The sequence below is a fragment of the Pseudonocardia parietis genome, assembly GCF_017876315.1.
Lineage (GTDB): Bacteria > Actinomycetota > Actinomycetes > Mycobacteriales > Pseudonocardiaceae > Pseudonocardia > Pseudonocardia parietis.
On record NZ_JAGINU010000001.1, the window covers coordinates 600,188 to 619,354 of the forward strand.

General features: G+C 71.0%; 21 protein-coding genes. 9 read left to right on the forward strand and 12 right to left on the reverse strand.

Annotation, left to right across the window (positions count from 1 at the left end; all coding sequences use genetic code 11):
* Nucleotides 1–67: 67 nt before the first annotated feature.
* Genes JOF36_RS02890 through JOF36_RS02900 form a run of 3 tightly spaced genes read left to right on the forward strand, consistent with a single transcriptional unit; the run spans nt 68 to nt 3,884 of the window.
* A complete protein-coding gene (locus tag JOF36_RS02890) occupies nt 68–715 on the forward strand; it encodes a hypothetical protein (RefSeq protein ID WP_210035076.1) in 648 nt (215 codons plus the stop codon).
* A complete protein-coding gene (locus JOF36_RS02895; RefSeq protein ID WP_245350642.1) occupies nt 712–2,292 on the forward strand; it encodes a proton-conducting transporter transmembrane domain-containing protein in 1,581 nt (526 codons plus the stop codon). The genes JOF36_RS02890 and JOF36_RS02895 overlap by 4 nt, the downstream gene beginning before the upstream one ends.
* Entirely contained in the window at nt 2,289–3,884 is a 1,596-nt protein-coding gene (locus tag JOF36_RS02900) for a hydrogenase large subunit (protein WP_210024881.1), read from the forward strand. The genes JOF36_RS02895 and JOF36_RS02900 overlap by 4 nt, the downstream gene beginning before the upstream one ends.
* 56 nt (nt 3,885–3,940) lie before the next feature.
* Here the strand turns inward: JOF36_RS02900 and JOF36_RS02905 are convergent, their stop codons facing one another.
* Together JOF36_RS02905 and JOF36_RS02910 are read right to left on the reverse strand one after the other, a co-directional pair.
* Nucleotides 3,941–4,435: a hypothetical protein gene (locus tag JOF36_RS02905; RefSeq protein WP_210024882.1), complete on the reverse strand. Its 495-nt coding sequence runs from the start codon at nt 4,433–4,435 to the stop codon at nt 3,941–3,943.
* A gap of 35 nt (nt 4,436–4,470) precedes the next feature.
* Nucleotides 4,471–4,665: a hypothetical protein gene (locus JOF36_RS02910; RefSeq protein WP_210024883.1), complete on the reverse strand. Its 195-nt coding sequence runs from the start codon at nt 4,663–4,665 to the stop codon at nt 4,471–4,473.
* 395 nt (nt 4,666–5,060) lie between these two features.
* On the opposite strand from JOF36_RS02910, the gene JOF36_RS02915 reads away from it, so the two are divergent.
* The gene (locus JOF36_RS02915) at nt 5,061–5,681 is read left to right on the forward strand and encodes a hypothetical protein (protein ID WP_210024884.1); all 621 of its coding nucleotides are present in this window, start codon (nt 5,061–5,063) and stop codon (nt 5,679–5,681) included.
* Between the two features lie 159 nt (nt 5,682–5,840).
* Here the strand turns inward: JOF36_RS02915 and JOF36_RS02920 are convergent, their stop codons facing one another.
* The 3 genes from JOF36_RS02920 to JOF36_RS02930 all read right to left on the reverse strand — a co-directional run bounded on the left by JOF36_RS02920 (nt 5,841) and on the right by JOF36_RS02930 (nt 9,216).
* A complete protein-coding gene (locus JOF36_RS02920) occupies nt 5,841–6,236 on the reverse strand; it encodes a DUF5313 family protein (protein WP_210024885.1) in 396 nt (131 codons plus the stop codon).
* 87 nt (nt 6,237–6,323) lie between these two features.
* On the reverse strand, nt 6,324–8,144 hold the full coding sequence (locus JOF36_RS02925; RefSeq protein ID WP_210024886.1) for a phosphoenolpyruvate carboxykinase (GTP): 1,821 nt from the start codon (nt 8,142–8,144) through the stop codon (nt 6,324–6,326).
* 136 nt (nt 8,145–8,280) lie between these two features.
* Nucleotides 8,281–9,216, reverse strand: a complete 936-nt coding sequence (locus tag JOF36_RS02930) for a hypothetical protein (protein ID WP_210024887.1) — start codon at nt 9,214–9,216, stop codon at nt 8,281–8,283.
* Nucleotides 9,217–9,610: 394 nt separating this feature from the next.
* Between JOF36_RS02930 and JOF36_RS02935 the strand changes: the two genes are divergently transcribed.
* Nucleotides 9,611–10,279, forward strand: a complete 669-nt coding sequence (locus tag JOF36_RS02935) for a CBS domain-containing protein (protein WP_210024888.1) — start codon at nt 9,611–9,613, stop codon at nt 10,277–10,279.
* Nucleotides 10,280–10,330: 51 nt separating this feature from the next.
* Here JOF36_RS02935 and JOF36_RS02940 read toward each other — a convergent pair whose 3' ends face one another.
* Entirely contained in the window at nt 10,331–10,528 is a 198-nt protein-coding gene (locus JOF36_RS02940) for a hypothetical protein (RefSeq protein WP_210024889.1), read from the reverse strand.
* 951 nt (nt 10,529–11,479) lie between these two features.
* On the opposite strand from JOF36_RS02940, the gene JOF36_RS02945 reads away from it, so the two are divergent.
* Nucleotides 11,480–11,722, forward strand: a complete 243-nt coding sequence (locus tag JOF36_RS02945) for a hypothetical protein (protein WP_210024890.1) — start codon at nt 11,480–11,482, stop codon at nt 11,720–11,722.
* Nucleotides 11,723–11,935: 213 nt separating this feature from the next.
* On the opposite strand, the gene JOF36_RS02950 is transcribed toward JOF36_RS02945, so the two are convergent.
* From JOF36_RS02950 to JOF36_RS02960, 3 genes are all read right to left on the reverse strand, one after another.
* The gene (locus JOF36_RS02950) at nt 11,936–12,706 is read right to left on the reverse strand and encodes an SDR family oxidoreductase (RefSeq protein WP_210024891.1); all 771 of its coding nucleotides are present in this window, start codon (nt 12,704–12,706) and stop codon (nt 11,936–11,938) included.
* Nucleotides 12,703–13,398 carry a VC0807 family protein gene (locus JOF36_RS02955; RefSeq protein WP_210024892.1) on the reverse strand — a complete coding sequence of 232 codons (696 nt, stop codon included), beginning with the start codon at nt 13,396–13,398 and terminating at the stop codon, nt 12,703–12,705. The genes JOF36_RS02950 and JOF36_RS02955 overlap by 4 nt, the downstream gene beginning before the upstream one ends.
* A 121-nt stretch (nt 13,399–13,519) precedes the next feature.
* Nucleotides 13,520–14,146, reverse strand: a complete 627-nt coding sequence (locus tag JOF36_RS02960; protein ID WP_210024893.1) for a TetR/AcrR family transcriptional regulator — start codon at nt 14,144–14,146, stop codon at nt 13,520–13,522.
* A 130-nt stretch (nt 14,147–14,276) separates the two neighbouring features.
* Between JOF36_RS02960 and JOF36_RS02965 the strand changes: the two genes are divergently transcribed.
* Complete coding sequence (locus JOF36_RS02965; protein ID WP_210024894.1) at nt 14,277–14,747, forward strand: helix-turn-helix domain-containing protein; 471 nt, start codon at nt 14,277–14,279, stop codon at nt 14,745–14,747.
* A gap of 14 nt (nt 14,748–14,761) precedes the next feature.
* Nucleotides 14,762–15,418 (forward strand): IS630 family transposase, encoded by a 657-nt coding sequence (locus JOF36_RS02970; RefSeq protein ID WP_307862736.1) that lies wholly within the window; start codon nt 14,762–14,764, stop codon nt 15,416–15,418.
* Nucleotides 15,419–15,495: 77 nt separating this feature from the next.
* On the opposite strand, the gene JOF36_RS02975 is transcribed toward JOF36_RS02970, so the two are convergent.
* The gene (locus JOF36_RS02975; protein ID WP_210024896.1) at nt 15,496–15,855 is read right to left on the reverse strand and encodes an MmcQ/YjbR family DNA-binding protein; all 360 of its coding nucleotides are present in this window, start codon (nt 15,853–15,855) and stop codon (nt 15,496–15,498) included.
* Between the two features lie 286 nt (nt 15,856–16,141).
* Here JOF36_RS02975 and JOF36_RS02980 point away from each other — a divergent pair, with 286 nt between their 5' ends.
* Nucleotides 16,142–17,038 carry an alpha/beta fold hydrolase gene (locus JOF36_RS02980; RefSeq protein WP_210024897.1) on the forward strand — a complete coding sequence of 299 codons (897 nt, stop codon included), beginning with the start codon at nt 16,142–16,144 and terminating at the stop codon, nt 17,036–17,038.
* On the opposite strand, the gene JOF36_RS02985 is transcribed toward JOF36_RS02980, so the two are convergent.
* Nucleotides 17,017–17,931 (reverse strand): RNA polymerase sigma-70 factor, encoded by a 915-nt coding sequence (locus JOF36_RS02985; RefSeq protein ID WP_210024898.1) that lies wholly within the window; start codon nt 17,929–17,931, stop codon nt 17,017–17,019. The two genes, JOF36_RS02980 and JOF36_RS02985, sit on opposite strands and share 22 nt — an antisense overlap.
* Nucleotides 17,928–19,133 (reverse strand): NAD(P)/FAD-dependent oxidoreductase, encoded by a 1,206-nt coding sequence (locus JOF36_RS02990; protein WP_210024899.1) that lies wholly within the window; start codon nt 19,131–19,133, stop codon nt 17,928–17,930. Before JOF36_RS02990 ends, JOF36_RS02985 begins: the two co-directional genes overlap by 4 nt.
* Between the last annotated feature and the right edge of the window lie 34 nt (nt 19,134–19,167).

Here is a 19,167-nt window from a genome sequence, read left to right on the forward strand (position 1 = left end):
GGCGCCGGGTGCTCGCCGTGCTGCGCAGCGCGGGGCGCGGAACCTACCGGCAGGGAGGGCACAGGTGATGGTGCAGCTGATCGGTCTGACCGCGGGGGTGATCCTGCTCTGCGCGGTGCTGGTGCTCTGGCGACGCGAGCTGGCGGTGATCACCCGGGTGCTCATGGTGCAAGGCCTCGCCCTGGCCGGGCTGGTCGGCCTGCTGGCCGTCGAGCAGTCCTCACTGGAGCTGGCGGTCGTGGCCATCGGGGTGCTGGTCTTGCGGGCGGGACTGTTGCCGTATCTGTTGCGGCGCTCGCTGGCCGCGGCCGGACCCACCCAGCGCGAGACCCGCCCGCTGCTCAACGTGGCCGCCTCGCTGCTGGCCGCCGCCGCGCTGACGCTGCTCGCGTTGGCGGTCTCCCAACCGCTGACCGCGCTCGCGCCCGGACCGGCGACGGCGGCGATCCCGGTGGGGGTCGCGGTGGTGCTCATCGGGTTCTTCGTGATGGTCACCCGCCGCCGCGCGGTCTCGCAGCTGATCGGATTCCTGCTGATGGACAACGGCGTCACCGCGGTCGGGTTCCTCACCGCCGCCGGGGTCAGTCCCGTGGTCGAGCTGGGGGTCTCGCTCGATGTGCTGCTGGCGGTCCTGGTGCTGGGGATCCTCACCGGCCGCATGCGCGAGGCCTTCGGCGGGACCGACCTCGACGAGTTGCAGGAGCTGCGGGATTGAGCACGTTGATGATCACGGCCGAGGCCGTGCTGGCCCCGCCCGATAGCGCCGCGCTGGATCCGGCGGTGCTGCCCGGCACGGCGGTGTTGCTCGTCGCGATGGGGTTGCCGGTGCTGGCGGCGGCGGTCTACGGGCTGACGGGCTGGCGCCGGGCGACGGCCTGGGTCGGTGCGGCGACCGCCGCGCTGATGGTGATCACCTCTGGTGTGCTGGCGATGCGGGTGCTCGACGCCGGCCCGGTCGACGGGGCCGCCGGTCTGCTCCGCGCCGACGCGCTCGGTGTGTTCATGCTCCTGGTGATCGGGGTGGTGGCCACCGTGGCGACCGCGGGGACCCCGGCGCATCTGCGCGGCGAGATCGCCGCGGGGCGGGCGAGCCTGCGCACGGCCACCCGCCACTGCGTGCTGGTGCAGCTGTTCCTGGCGACGATGGCGCTGGCCGTGCTCGCCGCGAATCTCGGGCTGATGTGGGTGGCGGTCGAAGCCACCACGGTGGTCACCGCGTTCCTGGTCGGCCAGCGCCGCAGCCGGGCGGCGGTGGAGGCGGCCTGGAAGTACGTCGTGATCTGCTCGGCCGGGATCGCGCTGGCGTTACTGGGCGCCCTGCTGCTCAACTACGCTTCCCAACACGCCGGCCGGGGCGCCGGGCTGGACTGGGCCGCGCTGAGCGACACCGCGGCCGCGCTGGACCCCGGGACCACCCAGATCGCAGTCATACTGTTGATCATCGGGTTCGGTACGAAGGCGGGTCTGGCCCCGATGCACGCGTGGCTACCGGATGCGCACAGCCAGGCCCCGGCCCCGGTCTCGGCGCTGATGTCGGGGGTGCTGCTCGCGGTCGCGTTCTCGGCGATCCTGCGGGTCAAAGTGATCGCCGACGCCGCGTTGGGCGTCGGCTTCGCCCGAACCCTGCTCATCGTGATCGCGTTGGCGTCGCTGCTGCTGGCCGCCACCGCCTTGCTCGGGCAACGCGACTACAAGCGGATGCTGGCCTATTCCAGCATCGAGCACATGGCGCTGCTCGCGCTCGGTGCGGCGGCGGGAAGCCACCTGGCGATGGCCGCGGTGCTGCTGCACATGCTCGGCCACGGCCTGGTCAAGTCCAGCCTGTTCCTCAGCGCCGGACACATCCTGCAGGCCACGGCGACCAGCAGTATCGCCGGGGTGCGGGCGCTGCTGGCCCGGGCCCCGGCGCTGGCGGGATGTTTCGGCGTCGGGATCGTGGCCTTGATCGGATTTCCCCCGTTCAGCGTGTTCGCCAGCGAGCTCGCCATCGCCCGCGCCGGCGCGGCCGCGGGACTGGGCCCGGCGGTGGCGGCCGCATTCACGCTGGTGGTCGTCATCGCCGCCGCGCTGCTGGGCCACACCAGCCGCATGCTGCTCGGTGCACCCGGCGACGCACCCGGTGCCGCCACCGCCCCGGTGACCCTCACCGGGCGCCCCGATCGCGCGCAGCCGGCTACCGCGATTGCGCCGATCGCGGCGGCCCTGGCGCTCTGCGCTGTCCTCGGTATCGGGCTCGGCCCCCTGTCCGCGCTGCTCGATGCCGCCGCCACCGTCGTGACAGGAGCACCATGAGCCATCCCGCAGACCGCACGGCCGGCGCCGAGGTCGGCCACTGCCGACGGGTCCTGCGGCTGGGCCTCGATCAGGTCCCCGGCCACGCCGAGCAACTCCTGGCGGCCGGCTACCGGGTCGCGCTGATCGCCGGCCACGACGACTCGCACCCCACGGGCGGCGAGCACCCGGGCGCCACCGCCGCGAGTGAGCTGCTTCGAACCGGCCCCCTGCGGGTGGTCTACCTGTTCACCGCGTCCGACCCGGACCGCCGCGTCGAGCTGCAGGTGTCCCTTGCCGGCACGGACCTGCGGGTGCCCAGCATCGCCGCCCTGTCCTTCGCCGCGGGCCGGTTCGAACGCGAGATGCGCGACCTGTTCGGCATCGTGCCCGAAGGGCATCCGCTGCCGCGGCGTCTGGTCCGCCACTTCCACTGGCCCCAGGGCTGGTATCCGATGCTGACCGAGGCCGGCCCGGCCCCGGAGTTCGGCGACCAGGACGGCCCCTACCCGTTCCGGACCGTGGAGGGGCCCGGGGTCTACGAGATCCCGGTCGGCCCGATCCACGCCGGCATGATCGAGCCCGGGCACTTCCGGTTCTCGGTGGTCGGCGAGACCATCCTGAACCTCAAAGCCCGGCTGTGGTTCGTCCACCGCGGCCTGGAGAAGCTGTTCACCGACCGCTCGGTTGCCGAGGGTGTCGCACTCGCCGAACGCATCAGCGGGGACACCTCCGCCGGCCACACGCTGGCCTACTGCCGGGCGGTCGAGGACGCCTACGGGCTGCGCTGCGACGACGACGCCGACCGGCTCCGCGAGGTCGTGGTCGAACTCGAGCGGCTCTACAACCACGTCACCGATATCGGCGCACTGTGCAACGACGTCGGCCACGGCGTCCTGCACGCCCACGCCGGCCGGGTCCGCGAACGGCTCCTGCGGCTCAACGACCACACGACCGGGCACCGGCTCCTTCGCGGCGCCATCTACCCCGGGGGCGCCACGGTGGCCCACCTACCTGCGCCGAGCGAACTCGCCGCGATCGCCGAGGACGTGCGCGAGATCGCCGCGCTCGCGTCAGGCCACAGCGTGGTCCACGACCGGTTCGCCGGCACCGCCGTCCTCACCGCGGCACAAGCCACCGACCTCGGAGCGCTGGGCTACGTGGCGCGCGCCAGCGGCCTGACCATCGACGCCCGCCACGACCACCCCGCCCGCGAGGGCGGGCCGCCGCCGCGGACGACACACGAGCACACCAGTGGCGACGTACTGGCCCGCTTCCACGTCCGGGTGGAGGAAGTCGCCGCCTCGGTGGCGTACCTGCACACCCTGCTGGCCGAACTCGACGGGCGACGCCACAGCGCCGCAGCAGCCCAGGACCTCTTCCACCACAGGCCGCCGGCCGGTTCGGGGGTGGGAATCGTCGAAGGGTGGCGCGGCACCATCGTGCACCGGGTGGAGATCACCAGTGCGGCCCGGCTGAGCCGGGTGAAGGTCGTCGACCCCAGCTTCTTCAACTGGCCCGCCCTGCCCGTCGCCCTGGCCGACACGATCGTCCCGGACTTTCCCCTGGTCAACAAGAGCTTCAACCTGTCCTACGCCGGCAATGACCTCTAACCCCAGCCGCACCGGCGGTGCCCGGGTCCGGCGTGGCGCCTGCCGGCGGGGCCGCCTCAGATCCCGCCGCGCACCTCGGGCAGCGCCGATCCGGCAGGCGCCAGCGACGCCAGTCGCTGCGCGCTGTGCGCCAACAGCTCGCGGGTGACCCGGGGCGGATCGGCGGCCAGCGCCCCGCCCAGCAGATCCGCCGCCGCCGCCACTACCGAGCCCGTGTCCTGCAGCGTGATCAGAGCCGGTGGCAGAATCATCGCCATCGCCGCGCGCCGGTGCTCGGCAGAGCCCCCCACGTCGAGGACGACGTCGACCCGGCGTGCCAGCGCCGGCAACGAGTACCCCGTCGCGTCCTCGGCGTTCCAGCGCACCACCTCGCCGATCCCCGAGTCCACGACCAGATCGCCCACCACCGGGTTGTCCCCGTCACCCAGCACCAGAACCCGGCTCGAGCGCCGCGGCAGCCGGGCTCGCTCGAGCCTGAGCAGCAACCTGGCCACCAGCGCAACCGCCTGGGCCTGCGCGTCGGCGACCACCGGCACACCCACGTCGGGCACCCACGCACCGGCACCGCAGCGACCCGGGCCGCCCATCAGATACACCGCCTGCAGGCGCCGCCCCCTGCGGCCTCGGTCCCGGCCACGGCGGACAGGTCCGCGACCGCGACGGCGCCCAGCCCGGCGCGGCGCAGCGACGCCGCCGCGGCCGCCACGGCGGCGGTCGGTGGCGCGCCGTCGGTGTTGTCGCCGACCACCGCGACCCGTGGGGCTGCCCGAGCGCCGGTCATCGGTGATCCGCCGCTCACCCGACGACCCGTGCCGGCAGTGGCCGAGCGGCCTGATCCACCCCCGGCCGTATCGGGGCGCCGCAGTACTGCCCGGCCGCGGGCCAACCGCGCACGCCCGTGGAGAGCAGGCCCGAGCCCCGGGCAGCACCCCGCTTGTGCACCGCCACTGCGGCCCGCGGGTGTAGGTCCGTGGCCATGATTACCGTGCCTTCCCTCGAGTCGGACGCCGCAGCGCCGACGATGCCCCCTTGTCAGCGACAGGTGCCGGCCCCGACGCGGCGGCTCCGCGCGTGGAGCGAACCAAGCTACCGCTGAATTGCATAATTTCGCAACTCGGCAATCTGGGGTTAGGCTCTGCCGTGCAGACCCCGCATCCGGCGGGAAGGAGAGCGCAGATGTACGTGCGAGTCACCTCGATCTACTGTGATCAAGCCCCGGGCGTCCACCAGGCGATGGACAGCCTCGAACGGGTGGACCGCCCGGCGGTCGAAGCGGCGCGGGGGAACCGGGGGTTGATGACCGTCGTCGACCGCGAGGCCGGGGTGCTCGTGGCCGCCTCCTACTGGGATGAGCCGGGGCTGGCCTCCCAGGCCTCCCTGACCCAGGCCCGGGGGGCCGCCACCGAGGCCGCCGGTGGCGACATGACTACCGAGACGTTCGAGGTGGCCGCCGAGCTGCGATGCGCGGAGCTGCCCAGTAGCGGCGTGTTGCGGGTGTTCCGCGCCCGATCCGCCGACGCACCCTCCGATCTGCCCGCCAGGGTCGAGTGGGTCATCTTTCCGCAGCTGGCGACACTGAATGACTTCTGCGCGGCGGAGCTGCGCCTGGCCCAGGACGGTCGGCGCCCCGAGCTGGTCACGATGTGGTCCAGCGCGGCGGCGGCCACGGCCGGAGCGCCGGAGGTGTGGCGGCTGTTGAGCACCAGCAAGGAGCTCGAGGCCCGGTTCGATCCGGCCGAGGAGTACGCGGTGATCGGGCCCTGCACACCGGCTGAGCTGGGAACACCGAGATCGTGAGCGACGGCGGGTCCGCGGCGTTGACCGCGGGCCCGTGACCGGCGCCGGCTTTCGTAGCGGCGGACGAGCTCCTCGTGAGGTGCACCGCAGACCACCCGGGCACCGGCCCGGCGTCCCCACGGGTAGCGCCTGGCGGCTCCGCAGGCTGAGGCGGGCCGCTCAGCGACGGTAGCGCTGGGCGTAGCGGGCCGCCGCGGCTCGGCGTTGGTCCGCGGTCGCGGCGTGGCGGGCGGCCTCGGTGGTGCCGGGCGCGAACCCGGCCTTGAGCACCCGGTGCTCGACCGAGTTGTGCATGTTGAACAGGGTGTACTGCAGGGCGACCAGCCACCCGAGCAGCACGGCCGCCAGGCGCAGCCACAACGGGCCCGGGACGATGAGCAGCAGCGGCACGGTCAGCAGAGCCAACTGCGCACACGCGCGGGCGAAGTGGCGCAGCGGCCAGGTCCGACACGTGGCGTCGTGCAGGACCCAGCCGCGGTGGCGCTGCGACAAGGCCCCCCCGAGCGCGTACCAGAGCCAGCGCAGCGGGTCAGGTCGAGTGGGCCGGCCAGCCATGTCGTTTGCTCCCAGCGTGCACGAGCGATGGGGGTGCGGTCCGGGCCGGAGAAACCGGGGAAGGCACCGGCCCGGGTCCCGTGACCGTCAGCCGAGGCGCTGGCGCAGGTTGTCGAGCTCGTCGCGCAGCGCGGTGGGCACCTTGTCGCCGATCGTGGCGAACCACTCCTCGATCAGCGGCAACTCGGTCTTCCACTCGTCCAGGTCCACCGCGAGGGCGGCCTGCAGGTCCTCGGCGGAGATGTCGAGGCCGTCGAGATCGAGCGCCTCGGGGGTGGGCACGTAGCCGATCGGGGTCTCCCGCGCGGCCGCGGTGCCCTCGATCCGCTCGATCGCCCACTTCAGCACCCGGGAGTTCTCCCCGAACCCGGGCCACACGATGCGGCCGGCATCGTCCTTGCGGAACCAGTTCACGTAGAAGATCTTCGGAAGGGCGGTCTCGTCGGCGTTCTTGCCGGTGTCGAGCCAGTGCTGCAGGTAGTCCCCGGCGTGATAGCCGATGAACGGCAGCATCGCCATCGGGTCGCGGCGCACCACGCCGACCTGCCCGGTCGCCGCCGCGGTGGTCTCCGAGGACAGGGTCGCACCGAGGAAGGTGCCGTGCTGCCAGCTGCGGGACTCGCTGACCAGCGGCACGGTGCTGGCCCGACGACCGCCGAAGAAGATCGCGGAGATCGGCACCCCCTCGGGGTCGTCCCACTCCGGGGCGGTGATCGGGCACTGCGAGATCGGCGTGCAGTAGCGGGAGTTGGGGTGTGCGGCGGGGGTATCGCTGTCGGGGGTCCAGTCCTGGCCGCGCCAGCTGGTCAGGTGCTCCGGCGCCGCCTCGGAGTAGCCCTCCCACCACACGTCGGTGTCGTCGGTGAGCGCGACGTTGGTGAAGATGGAGTTGCCCTGCTCCAGGGTGCGCATCGCGTTCGGGTTGGTCTTCCACCCGGTCCCGGGCGCCACCCCGAAGAACCCGAACTCGGGGTTCACCGCATACAGCCGGCCGTCGGCGCCGAACCGCATCCAGGCGATGTCGTCGCCGAGGGTCTCGACCTTCCAGCCCGGGATGGTCGGCTGCAGCATCGCCAGGTTCGTCTTCCCGCACGAACTCGGGAACGCCCCGGTGATGTAGTGGACCTTCCCCTCGGGGGAGGTGAGCTTGAGGATGAGCATGTGCTCGGCGAGCCAGCCCTCGTCACGCGCCATCACCGAGGCGATCCGCAGCGAGTAGCACTTCTTGCCCAGCAGGGCATTGCCCCCGTACCCGGATCCGTAACTCCAGATCTCGCGGGTCTCCGGGAAGTGGCTGATGTATTTGACCTCGCTGCACGGCCACACGACGTCGTCCTGACCGGGCTCGAGCGGGGCGCCGACCGAGTGCAGCGCAGGCACGAACTCGGCGTCGTTGCCGAGGCGTTCCAGGGCGGCGGTTCCGGCCCGGGTCATGATGTGCATCGACACCACCACGTAGGCCGAGTCGGTGATCTCCACGCCGAGCTTGGGGTGCTGCGCGGTCACCGGGCCCATGCAGAACGGGACGACGTACATGGTGCGGCCGCGCATGCTGCCGCGGTAGAGCTCGGCCATGGTCTGCTTCATCTGGTCCGGATCGACCCAGTTGTTGGTCGGGCCGGCGTCCTGCTCACGGGCCGAGCAGATGAACGTGCGGTCCTCGACCCGGGCGACATCGGCCGGGTCCGAGGCGCACCAGAAGGAGTTGGGTTTCTGCTCCAACCGCGTGATGGTGCCGGCCGCGACCAGCTCGTCGGTGAGCCGTGTCCACTCCTGCGGGGTGCCATCGCACCACACCACCCGGTCCGGTGCGGTCAGCGTCGCGACCTCGCGGACCCAGTCGAGCAGGCGCGCGTGCGTGGTCGGTGCCTGATCCAGGCCGGGGATCGAGGGGCTCGAGGTGGTCATGCTGGGCACTCCTTTGTCACCGTTGCCGACGTTGTCGCCGGGTGTGGACTGTTCTCCTCTGAGCTCGCACTCGAGGTGTCGATCTCGCCGGGTCGGCCAGGTACCGGCCGGCCACGGATGACCTGCTGCAGCGACGTCATGAGGGCCTCGGAGGATCCGTGCGGGACCCCCCCAGTAAGGACGCCCAATTCGGTCGGCGGTCCCGTCGCAGCGGTGAGGACGCGGCGGGAGCGAGCACCCGAGCTGCCGCAGCCTCCACCTCACCGACCAGATCCGGCGAGGTCACACGGGGAGACAGGCTCCGCGGGGGCGCGGCCCGCATCAGGCCCGCCGCGCATGCGTGATAGGTCTCGATGTCGACCAGCGGCCCGACCGCCGCCGCGATCGCCCGCATCAGCCCTGGGACCGGCAGCAGGCCGGCGTTCGGTGGGGATGCGATCACCGAGTCACACGGCCGGTCCCACTGCAAGCGCGTCATCTGTTCGCTGCCGCCGGTCAGGTCGATCACCACGTCGGCGTCGCGGGTCGCCCGGCTCAGTGGGGCCGCCGGGGCGTCGGCGGGGGCCCATCGGGTGTGCTGGAACAAGCCGGCGGTCAGCAACAGCGGGCACAGCGTCGGGAGCCGTGCCTTGCCGGCCACGACCACCCGGCTGTCGGCCGGGAGCAGGTCCCGCCCGCCCAGGTAGGTCAGGACGGCTCCCACCAGTGAGATCGCCTCCGCGTCGGCCTCGGTGATCACTGGGCGGGCGCTGACGTCCGCGAGTAGTGCCTGCGCCTCGCGGAGCCGTTCCGGATTGTTGCCGGCCAGGTACACCGCGCCGACCTGCACCGGCAAGCCATGCAGCATCTGCATGAGCTCGTAGGAGTCCGGGCAGCTCACCAGCAGCGGGACTGTCTGCACCCCGGACAACCCGCCGATCACCACGGCCATCTCGTTCAGCCGCGTGATCGTGTCCTCGTCCTCGGTGGCCGAGGCATCGGCGCCGACGTCCATCACGACGGCCGTGGTCCAGCCCAACCCTTCCCGGCCCGGCCACTGCCCCGGCAGGTCGTGCGCTCGCCAGATCGTCATCCCTACCTACCTCCGCCGGTCGGGGATGACTCAGCGTCCAACGCCGAGACGGCGGTACCGGCCACGTGGACGGCCCACGCGACCGACACCGGGTGGACGGCAAGGCGCGGCCCGGCTCGTCGCACAGCAGTGGCCCCGGCATCCACCTTCTCGACCTCCGCTCGGTGACAGCACTCGCCCACTTCATGTTGTTCGCAGTTAACGAAGCATGCAAGTCTTGTTGCCGCTGGTTGAGGTTTGTCACCTCCCTGAACTCCCGGGCTCAGGATGGGATTCAGGCATCCGGGCGGCCCGCGGTGAAAGTCCGCGTTCGAGGAGTGTGGCCGGCCCGCGCAGTTGCTAACCTTCGCACATTCGCAATTCCTCGTCGAGGATCGTGTCGGGAGGCGGAGTCATGCCTGAGCTTCCGGTGTCGGCGCTGATGACTCGCGCACTGGCCAGCGTGGGACTGGACACGCCCGCCAAACACGTCGTGGGCATGCTGGTCGCCCACGACGTCCGTGCACTACCTGTGATCGATCACCTCGGCCGACCGGTCGGCGTGATCAGCGACGTCGACACACTGAGCACGATCCACCGCCGCTCGGGCAGGCCCAACGGTTTGTTGCGTCGCGCGGGCTTCCAGGCTCGGGTCTCTCGGCGCGACTCGGAGGCGGTGGTCGCATCCGAGTTGATGCGGGCGCCGGCGCCGACCGTGCTCGACAGCGCACCGGTCGGTGTCGCGACCCAGAGACTGATCACTGCGGGAATCGGCGCACTGTTCGTGGTCAACTCGTCGGATTGCCTGATCGGCGTGCTCACCGCCCGGGACGCGCTGCGCCCACTCCTGCGTCGCGACCCGGAGATCCATGCCGAGATCGAGCACGTCGTGGCCTCGGCCGCCCCGTCCGAGTACGGAATCGAGGTCTCGGTGCGCGACGGCGAGGTCCGGCTGCATGGCTGCCTGGGTCTGCACAGCACGGCCGCGCAGATCGAGTGTGCCGTTCTTCGCATCAGAGGCGTGCTCGCCGTGCACAACGCGATCCGCTACGAGGTCGACGACATGCTGATTACCGGGTTCTGACAACCGTGGACACGACGGGGTACCAGATGGACCCCCTCGCGCCGCCGCGGGTCAACGGTCCTCGCCGGCATCGTGCAGCAGCGGCTGGTCCACCCAGCCGCTGACATCGATACCGTGCCGCGACGCCATATCCACCAGGTCGAGAAGCCGGGCATGCCGGAGCCGGACCTCATCCCACCGCTGCGACTGCAACGCCGCTCGCAGCTCACCCTGCACCCCGTCGATCTGCATACGCAGCTCGTCACGCATCGTTCCGCTCCCCTCCTCGACCGATCGGGCCCGGCCAGGCAACATCAAGACCTGTCGAGTCCGACAATCGCGCGCGAGCAGACGTCGCGAGACTGTCCCCCCGCTTCTCCTCTGGCCGGGGCGCTCTCGCGGTGATCCTCGCAGCCGGGTTCATCGACAGGCCCGGCTGCAGGACACCCTCGTCGTCGGTGCGCTCCTGCGTCACCGCGAGGAGCATCGTCAAGATCCGGCGGTCGTCGTCGCGCAGCGCTTGGCGAGTCCGTGCCGGGGCAGCACTCGACCGCCGCGCCCGCTCCCGACGACACAGGAATGCCCCGTTCGGCTCGACCCCGTAGTCGCGGACCCGGCGCCGCAGTCGCAGTAGCGAGAGTTCGTCGTCGATCTCCGCGGCCTCGACTGCCCGGCTCAAGTAGATCTCGGGCACGCCGAGGTACCCGGCCACGATCCGACACAGCTCCCCGTCTGCGGACCCCTGGCGCTGTCGGCTCAGCGCACCCGCTCGCGCACGTCCATCTCGCCGAGCTGTCGCCGAGCACAGTGAGGAACGCCTCCCCGCGCGAGGCAGCGAGACTCCACATTGCGCCCACCTCCCCGCCTCCGGGTAGCGGATCCGCGCGTCCTCATCCAGCAAACCGGCTACACTCAGGCTTCAGAGTTAATGATGTTTGCACTTGCCCAAGTTCGCAAGTCTGAGTTGGGAGCTGCGCAGCGGGCTATTCGACGCCAGAGATCAAGCTCGAGCAGACAAGTGGATGAGAATCGGCGCCGCCCGGATGACACGACGTGACAAGTCCCAGGTCAGCGGCCCGCGCGATGACAGGAGCGACGAGAATCGACATGACCTACGGGGTTGGCCTCGAGGACTCTCCGCAGCGAGACGGAGCGCGACATGCCGACCGAGGGACCGGCATGAAGCGGGCCCTGCGTCTGACGTTCTGGACCGTAGTCGCCGTGGTAGCCGCAGTCGCGCCATGGTGGGTCATCCGTGGCGCCGGGCCGCTCGCCGACTGGACCGGGCACTCCCCCGACCTGATCTGGGCGGTCGCGGCGCTACTCGCGCTGCCGCTGCTGGGGGCAGCCATGACCATCTACGACCAGTTCCCTGCCCGACCCTGCAGCACCCGATCACCACAGCCGAACCGACGGCGGGGCAGACCTGAGCACAGTGACCCGGACCCGGAGCCCAGCCGTTGACATGGAGTCTCAGGCTGACCCCTGGAGTGCCAGGGCTCGATTATGTAGGCCAGGGTCGCGAGAGGCGTCGCGGACAAGGCTCCAGCCGACTGCCAATGCAGGTCCGGACACGGAGCTGTCAAGGTGTCGCGGACACCGGACGTTCGCCCAGCTCGAGTGCTCAAGATCGCGCGGAACCTACAAGCGAAGCTGACGGGCGGTGGCGGGCGGGAGTCACCCCCGCCACTGACGGTCGCCGAGCAGCGCCGCTTCGGCGCCGCCGTCGGCGAAGATCACTTGACCGGTGACGAAGCGGTTCTCCGGGCCCGCCAGCCAGCTGATGAGGTGACCGACCCACTCCGGTCGCCCCGGGAAGCCGCCGAGGGGCTGCGGTGCGGCCGCCTCGACACCGGCCCGCACCTCGTCGTCGGTGAGGAGCCAGGCGGCAGCGGGGGTGTCCACGACGCCGGGGGCGACCGCGTTGAGCGGGATGCCGGCGCCGGCCCAGCCGGGCGTCGGGGCCGTCCGTCGTACCCACCCGTTCAGCGCGCGTTTGGCGATGCCGTAGGCGGAGTCGCGCAGCGAGGGTTCGGCGGCCACCAGGGCGGTCGCGGCGGCTTCGTCGCCGTCCGCGCAGGCCTGCAGGACCCGTTCGTCCGCGGGTGCCAACGACGATGTCGAGGACACGGCGACGGCCCGTGGAGCTTCGCTGCGGGCCAGCAGGGGGCGCAGCCCTTCGAGCGTTGCGACCGCGCCGAAGTAGTTCGTCTCGAGAAGCCCGGTCCGGCCACCGCCTGCTATCGCCAGCACCGCATCGATGTGGCCCCACGTCGCCACCTGAGCGACCAGCGACCGGCGGCCGGCAGGGGTCGACAGATCGGCGATGACGTCGGCGTCGCTCAGGTCGCAGCCGATGACCGTGGCGCCGTGCTCACGAAGGATCGATGCGGTGGCGGCGCCGATTCCCGACGCCGATCCGGTCACGACGTACCTGCGCCGGCTCACCGGTCGTCCTCGGCGGGGCGGTCGTCGACAGGTTCGTCCCGCAGGTGCGGTACGCCGCTGCGCCTGAAGTACACCTGGCTGATCACCTCGGCGAGGACGATCAGCGCCACGAGCTTGAGCGCACCGATCAGCGGGACGCTGTCGATCGGCATCGTGTAGGCCAGCACCACCGTGCTCACGGCGTCCAGCAGCAACGCGCCGCCCCAGATCGTCGTGGCCACCTGTACGACCCGCCGAAAGGCCGGTGTGTCATGCCACGCGGTGTTGATCTGCTCGTGCAACGTGCTGCCGGTGAAGGTTCGCAGGGCGTACAGGTGGTACGGCGTCCGTGGGAGCGTCAGCAGGATCCAGATGCCCACCACCGCGGTGATCCAGCCGTCGCGCGCCAGCAGTGTCCTCGGACTGCCGGACAGGAACGACAACCCGACGCTGAGAAGCAGGGCGGTCACGACGAGGCCGGCGAGCATGTCGATCCGCCGCTTCGTGATCACCGAGTGGACCGCTTTGGCCGCCGGTGCGACCAGGCCCAGCAACAGGGCCGTCCACTGGTCGACGCCGGCCGTCCGCAGCCCGTAGAACACCACGATCGGTGCCACCGCGTTGATCAGCAGGCTCACGACGATCTCGCGTTGCGGGCTGGGCGGGCCGGCGGTCGTTGCCGGGCTCACTGCCGGGGCGCAGGACGGGTTCATCGTCGCCCACCGGGGTCCTGGGGTCGCAGACTGGTGACCATGCGGTCAATAGTAGTGACCAGATGGTCATTAGTCGAGAGTGGCGGGCCCGCCGATCGGTGACCTCCGGTCCGGTGCGGCGTCAGCCCCCGGCTTGCATGCCGCTGAGCAGGATCTCCGCGAGCTCGGATGCATAGCCGCGGGGATCGACCTCGGGATGGTCCTCGAGGTACGCGAGCATGACGTCGATCGAGCCCTGGTAGGTGACCGCCATGACCCGGGCGTCGAAGTCACGCAGGCTGCCCTCGGCCTGGCCACGGCGGAACAGTCCCTCCTGCCCGAGGTAGGTCTCCTCGTAGAAGTCGACGACCGGCCGATCGGCACCGTCCGGCCGGTGAAGGTTGTGCACGATGCGGTTCAGCGCGGTGAGTTCGTCCCGATGGGTCAGGATCTGCGCGGCGGCCCGGCGCAGGGCGGCGCGGATGATGTCCGGTACGGGCTGATCCATGTCGAGGGTGTCGACGATGCCGCGCCGCATGGTCTCCATCGTCGCCTTCGCCGTGGACGCCATCAGGTCGTCCTTGCCGGTGAAGTAGCGCCAGACCAACCCCTTGGCGACATCGGCGCGCGCGGCTATCCGGGTCAGCGACGCGCCCTCGTAGCCGCGGTCGACGACCTCCTGGATCGCCGCCGTCATGATCTGCCTGCGCCGTTGGTCTTCACCGAGGCGTTGGCGCGGGCCGCGCGACGGGCGTGAGGTGGACGTCATGACAGTGCCGGCTCCGCCGCGAACATTGCATCCACGGCCAACACACTAGTAGCGTGTCGCCGCTAAAACTATCGCTATCTGGTGTATGAGCCTCTCATCATGTTGCTCGTGTTGAGAGGATGCCCAGACGATGGCTCGTCCGAAGGTGTTCACGATCGGCCTGTCGGCTGCTGATCGCGAGTTCCTGTCCAAGCTGACCGTGACCGGCACGCATCCGGCGCGGATGATCATCCGTGCTCGGGTACTGCTGGAGCTGGACGAGAACGTCGGCCCGGTGGACGCTCGGTCGATGGTCGCGGATCGGGTCGGGGTCTCCCAAAACACGGTCCGGTCGATCGCGAAACGGTTCGACGAGACCGACGGCGACGTGCTGGCCACGATCGGCCGCAAGCCGCGTGAGACACCGCCGGTAGCGCCGATCGTGACCGGCGAGGTCGAGGCCCGGTTGATCGCACTGGCCTGCTCGAGCCCACCGCAGGGCTATACACGCTGGTCGCTGCGCTTGCTCGAGCGTCAGGTCGCCCTGGTCGCCGACCTGCCCGATCTGGATCACTCCACCATCGGCCGAGTGTTAAAAAAACGAAACTGCGTCCTCATCTGAAGAAGTGCTGGACGATCCCACCGCACGCCAGCGCCGAGTTCGCCGCTCGGATGGAAGACGTCCTGGCTGTCTACGCCCGCCCCTATGACCCCCGCCGACCGGTGGTGTGCATGGACGAGAAGCCCTACCAGCTGCTAGGGCAGGTCCGCGAGCCGATCCCCGCCGAGCCCGGTCACGACCGCAAAGAGGACAGCGAGTACGTCCGCAACGGCACCTGCTCGATCTTCGTCTGGGCCGAACCCCTACGCGGCTGGCGCCGCGTCGACGCTCAACCACGCCGAACCAAGATCGACTGGGCCCGTCAGGTGCAGCACCTGCTCACCCACGACTACCCCGACGCCGACACCGTCGTGCTGGTCATGGACAACCTCAACACCCACGGAGTCGGCTCTCTCTACGAAGCGTTCGAACCCTCCACGGCCTTTGCCTTGGCACAACGACTGGAGATCCACCACACGCCCCGCCACGGCTCCTGGCTCAACATCGCCGAGATCGAACTTTCAGCTCTCACCCGCCAGTGCCTCGACCGGCGCATCACCGACATCGACACCCTCAACACCGAACTCGCCGCCTGGCAAGACGCCACCAACACCGACCACCGTCAGGTCAACTGGCAATTCACCACCACCGACGCCCGCATCAAGCTCCGCCACCTCTACCCCAACAATTAGATGCGACGGTCTACTAGGTCCACCCCGTCGGTCGGCCGGGTAGGCGACCGGCCCGGTTCGCCTCCGGAGTCCGGGCTTCAGCCCGGGCCGTCCGGATGGGTGAGGTCGTAGGCGCGGGCCAGCTTCCGGGGCACGACCATGCGCCAGGCGTCGACGACGAGCTCGCGGGCCTCGGCCGGGTCCAACGCCGCGAGGTCGGCACGGACCCAGTTGAAACGCATCTCCGCAGCCGACGGCAGCTGGAACTTGTGCGGCTCGCTCCCGACGAGTGCCGCCCGCTCCTCCCTGGGGAACGCGAAGCCCATCACGTCCTCGTCGAGGGAGAACGCCACGTACACGATCTGCTTGACGCGGAACCTCAACCCGCTGCGGACGTATGCCTCGTACGAGCGCTCCAGCTCGGTGCCCAGCAGCCGAACATCCCCGATCACCGCCATCTCCGGCCCCATTCGTCGGGACGTGGGACAGACCCCACTGCCCACCCGCCGTCCAGTACCCGCCGCTCGATCCGCTCCGTCTCGACCAGCTCCGTCGGAATCCGCTTCTCGTGCGTCACGCAACACAAGGTCGACCGCGACGGCGGGCCGGAGTCATCGGTGTCGCGTTCGCCGGGCGAGACCGAGCACAGATGAGTTCGCCCCACCCCGGAGGTCTGACTCTCCGACGCCCGCAATCACCGACCGAAGGAGCAGCGATGACACGCAACGACACGACGGCCGGCCCATGACGACGGTCGAGGCCAACGGAGTCTCGCTCGGGGTCGAGCACTTCGGCGACGCGGCGGCGCCGCTCGTGCTGCTCGTGGGCGGCACGACCATGCTCTCCTGGTCCGAAGCGCTCTGCGAGACGCTCGCGCGCGGCGGACGTCATGTGGTCCGCTACGACCTGCGCGACTCGGGTGCGTCGACGACCCTCGATCCCGGTGCACCGGCGTACACGCTGCGCGATCTCGCAGCCGACGCCGCGGCGCTCGCCCGCGGGCTCGACGACCGGCCGGCGCACCTGGCGGGCACAGGCGTCGGCGGGATGGTCGCCCAGGTCGCCGCGCTCGACCACCCGGACGCGTTCTCGGCGCTCACCCTCGTCGGGACGCGGCCCGTCGCGCCGGGCCGGGTCGACCCCGACCTGCCCGATCATGACGCGGCGACGATGGAGCGACTGTTCACGCTCCCGATCCCCGACTGGTCCGACCGCGCGGCCGTGGCGGAGTTCGCCGCCACCGGCGCGGAGATCTTCGGCGACGACTCCGTCGCAGCGCGCGCGGTCGCCGAGCGCATCTGGGACCGCACACCGGGCACGGAGCCCGCGGTCCGGATGGCCAACCAACTGGGGACGGTGTTCGCCCAGCTCGACTGCACGCCGCGCTGGCGCGAGCGCCTGCCCGAGCTCGCGATACCGACGCTCGTGGTGCACGGTCGCCGGGACCCGTTCTTCCCGGTCGGCAACGGCGAGGCGCTCGCACGCGAGATCCCCGGCGCGCGGCTGCTCGTCCTCGAACGCGCCGCGACCGCGATCCCCGATGCCTCCGCCGGTGCGGTCGCCTCGGCGATGCTCGATCCAGAGGCGATGCTCGACCCGGAGGCGATGCTCGATCCAGGTCAGCGCGTGCGGACGTCGTGAACGGTGCCGTCGGTGATGGCCCGGAGTTTGTCCGGGTTGGCGATGGTGTGAACGGCGGCGATACGGGCCTCGTCGTCGAACACGAGGGTGACCGTGGCGATCACGCGGTCCGGCCCGCTGAACACCATGCCCGGGCCGCCGTTGATCTCCACGAGTGCGGCGTTCATGTCGGCAGGCGCGACACCCTGGTACGTGACGGTGCCGATGGCCGCGAACCAGGAGGCCACCGTGGAGGCTCCCACGACCGGATGCAGCGCCTGCCGGACCTTGCCGCCACCGTCGGTCCACAGGGTGACGTCCGGGGCCAGTAGCTCCATCAGGGTGTTGATATCGCCCCCGGTCGCGGCGGCGAAGAACTGCTCCGCCGCCTCGCGCTGCCGCGACCGGTCAGCGGTGAAGCGTGGCCGGCGGGCCTGCACGTGCTCGCGGGCGCGGTGCGCGGCCTGGCGCACCGCGGCCTCGGAGCGCTCCACCGCCGCCCCGATCTCGGCGTGGCTGAAGGCGAAGACCTCCTTCAGCACGAACACCGCGCGCTCGAGTGGACTCAGCGTCTCCAGCACCACCAGCATCGCCATCGACACCGACTCGGCGTTCGTGATGTCCTCGCCGGTGTCGCCGCTGGTGAGGATGGGCTCCGGGAGCCACGGCCCGACGTAGGTCTCGCGCTGGTGCCGGGTGGAGCGCAGCCGTTCCATCGCCAGGTTCGACACGATCCGCGCCAGATACGCCTTGGGATCGGCCACCTGCGAGCGGTCGGCGGCCGACCACTTGATCCAGGCGTCCTGGACCGCGTCCTCGGCATCGGCGGCACTGCCGAGGACCCGGTAGGCCACCGAGAACATCAGGTTGCGATGCGTGGTGAAGGCCTGCTGGTCCGGGTCCGGGCGGGTCATCGTGCCTCCCGGACCCGGGTGAAGCGGCCGCCGCGGGGCCAGAACGCGCCCGAGGCGGGCATCTTCTTCATCCGTCCGTAGGTCGGCCAGGGCGAGGCGGTCACCGTCTCCTTGTACCTGGCCGCCGCTCGACCGGTCAGGTACAGCCGTCGGGGGCTGTCGTCGGGATGGGTGAACTGCACGACCCCGTCGTTGCGGCCCAGGCTCACCGGCGTGTGGTAGTAGCCGAAGCGGAAGGGCTTGGGCTGCTTGCCCTCCAACGCGCGGACGATCGACACCGCGGCGTGCACGCCGGTCGGCATTCCGCCCTGGCAGGTGCCGTGCATGACGCCGTAGCCCTGACGGATCGCGGCCGCGTCGCCCACGGCGTACACGTCGGGATGCGACACCGACCGCAGCGCGGTGTCGGTGACGATGCGACCGCGATCGTCGACGTCCAGACCGGCGACGGCCGCCAGCGGCGACACCCGCGTGCCACTCGTCCACAGGACGACGTCGGCGGCGACGCTCTCCCCGCCGGCCAGCTCGACCGCGTCGGGCAGCACCTTCACCACGTCGACCCCGCTGCGCACCCGGACCCCCAGGCGCTCGAGCGCGGCCCGCAGATACGCCCCGGGCCTCGGGTGCATGGCCGCGCCGGGCTCCTGCCGGCCCAGCAGCACGACGTCGAGCCCCGGGTGGCGCTCGGCGATCTCCGCGGCCGATTCGACGCCGGTCAGCCCGCTGCCACCGACCACCACCGTCCCGCGGCCGAGCCGGGCCAGCCGGTCGGCCAGCTGCTCGGCGTCGCGGGGGCTGTTCAGGGTGTACGCGCACTCCTCGACACCGGGCACCGCCGCTGTGTCGGCCACGCTGCCCAACCCGTAGACCAGCGTGTCGTAGCGCAGCACCCGGTCGTCGTCGATCCGCACGGTCCTCGCGTCCGCGTCCACCGCCGTCACCCACCCGCGCACGAACTGTGCGCCGGTGCCCTCCAGCAGCTCCGGGATGCTCATCTCGGCGGTGGGCTGCCCGGTGGCGGTCATGTGCAGCCGCAGCCGCTCGGTGAATCGCTCCTGCGGGTTGACCAGGGTCACCCGCACGTCCTCGCGGTCCTCGACCCGGGCCGCGAGCTGGATCGCGGCGGCCATGCCCGCGAACCCCGCGCCCAGAACCAGGACGCGATGCCCGGTTGCCGTGCCGACCTGCTGCTCTGTGTTCATCGCCGTGTCCTTCTGGTCATTGCCTGCGGACCTG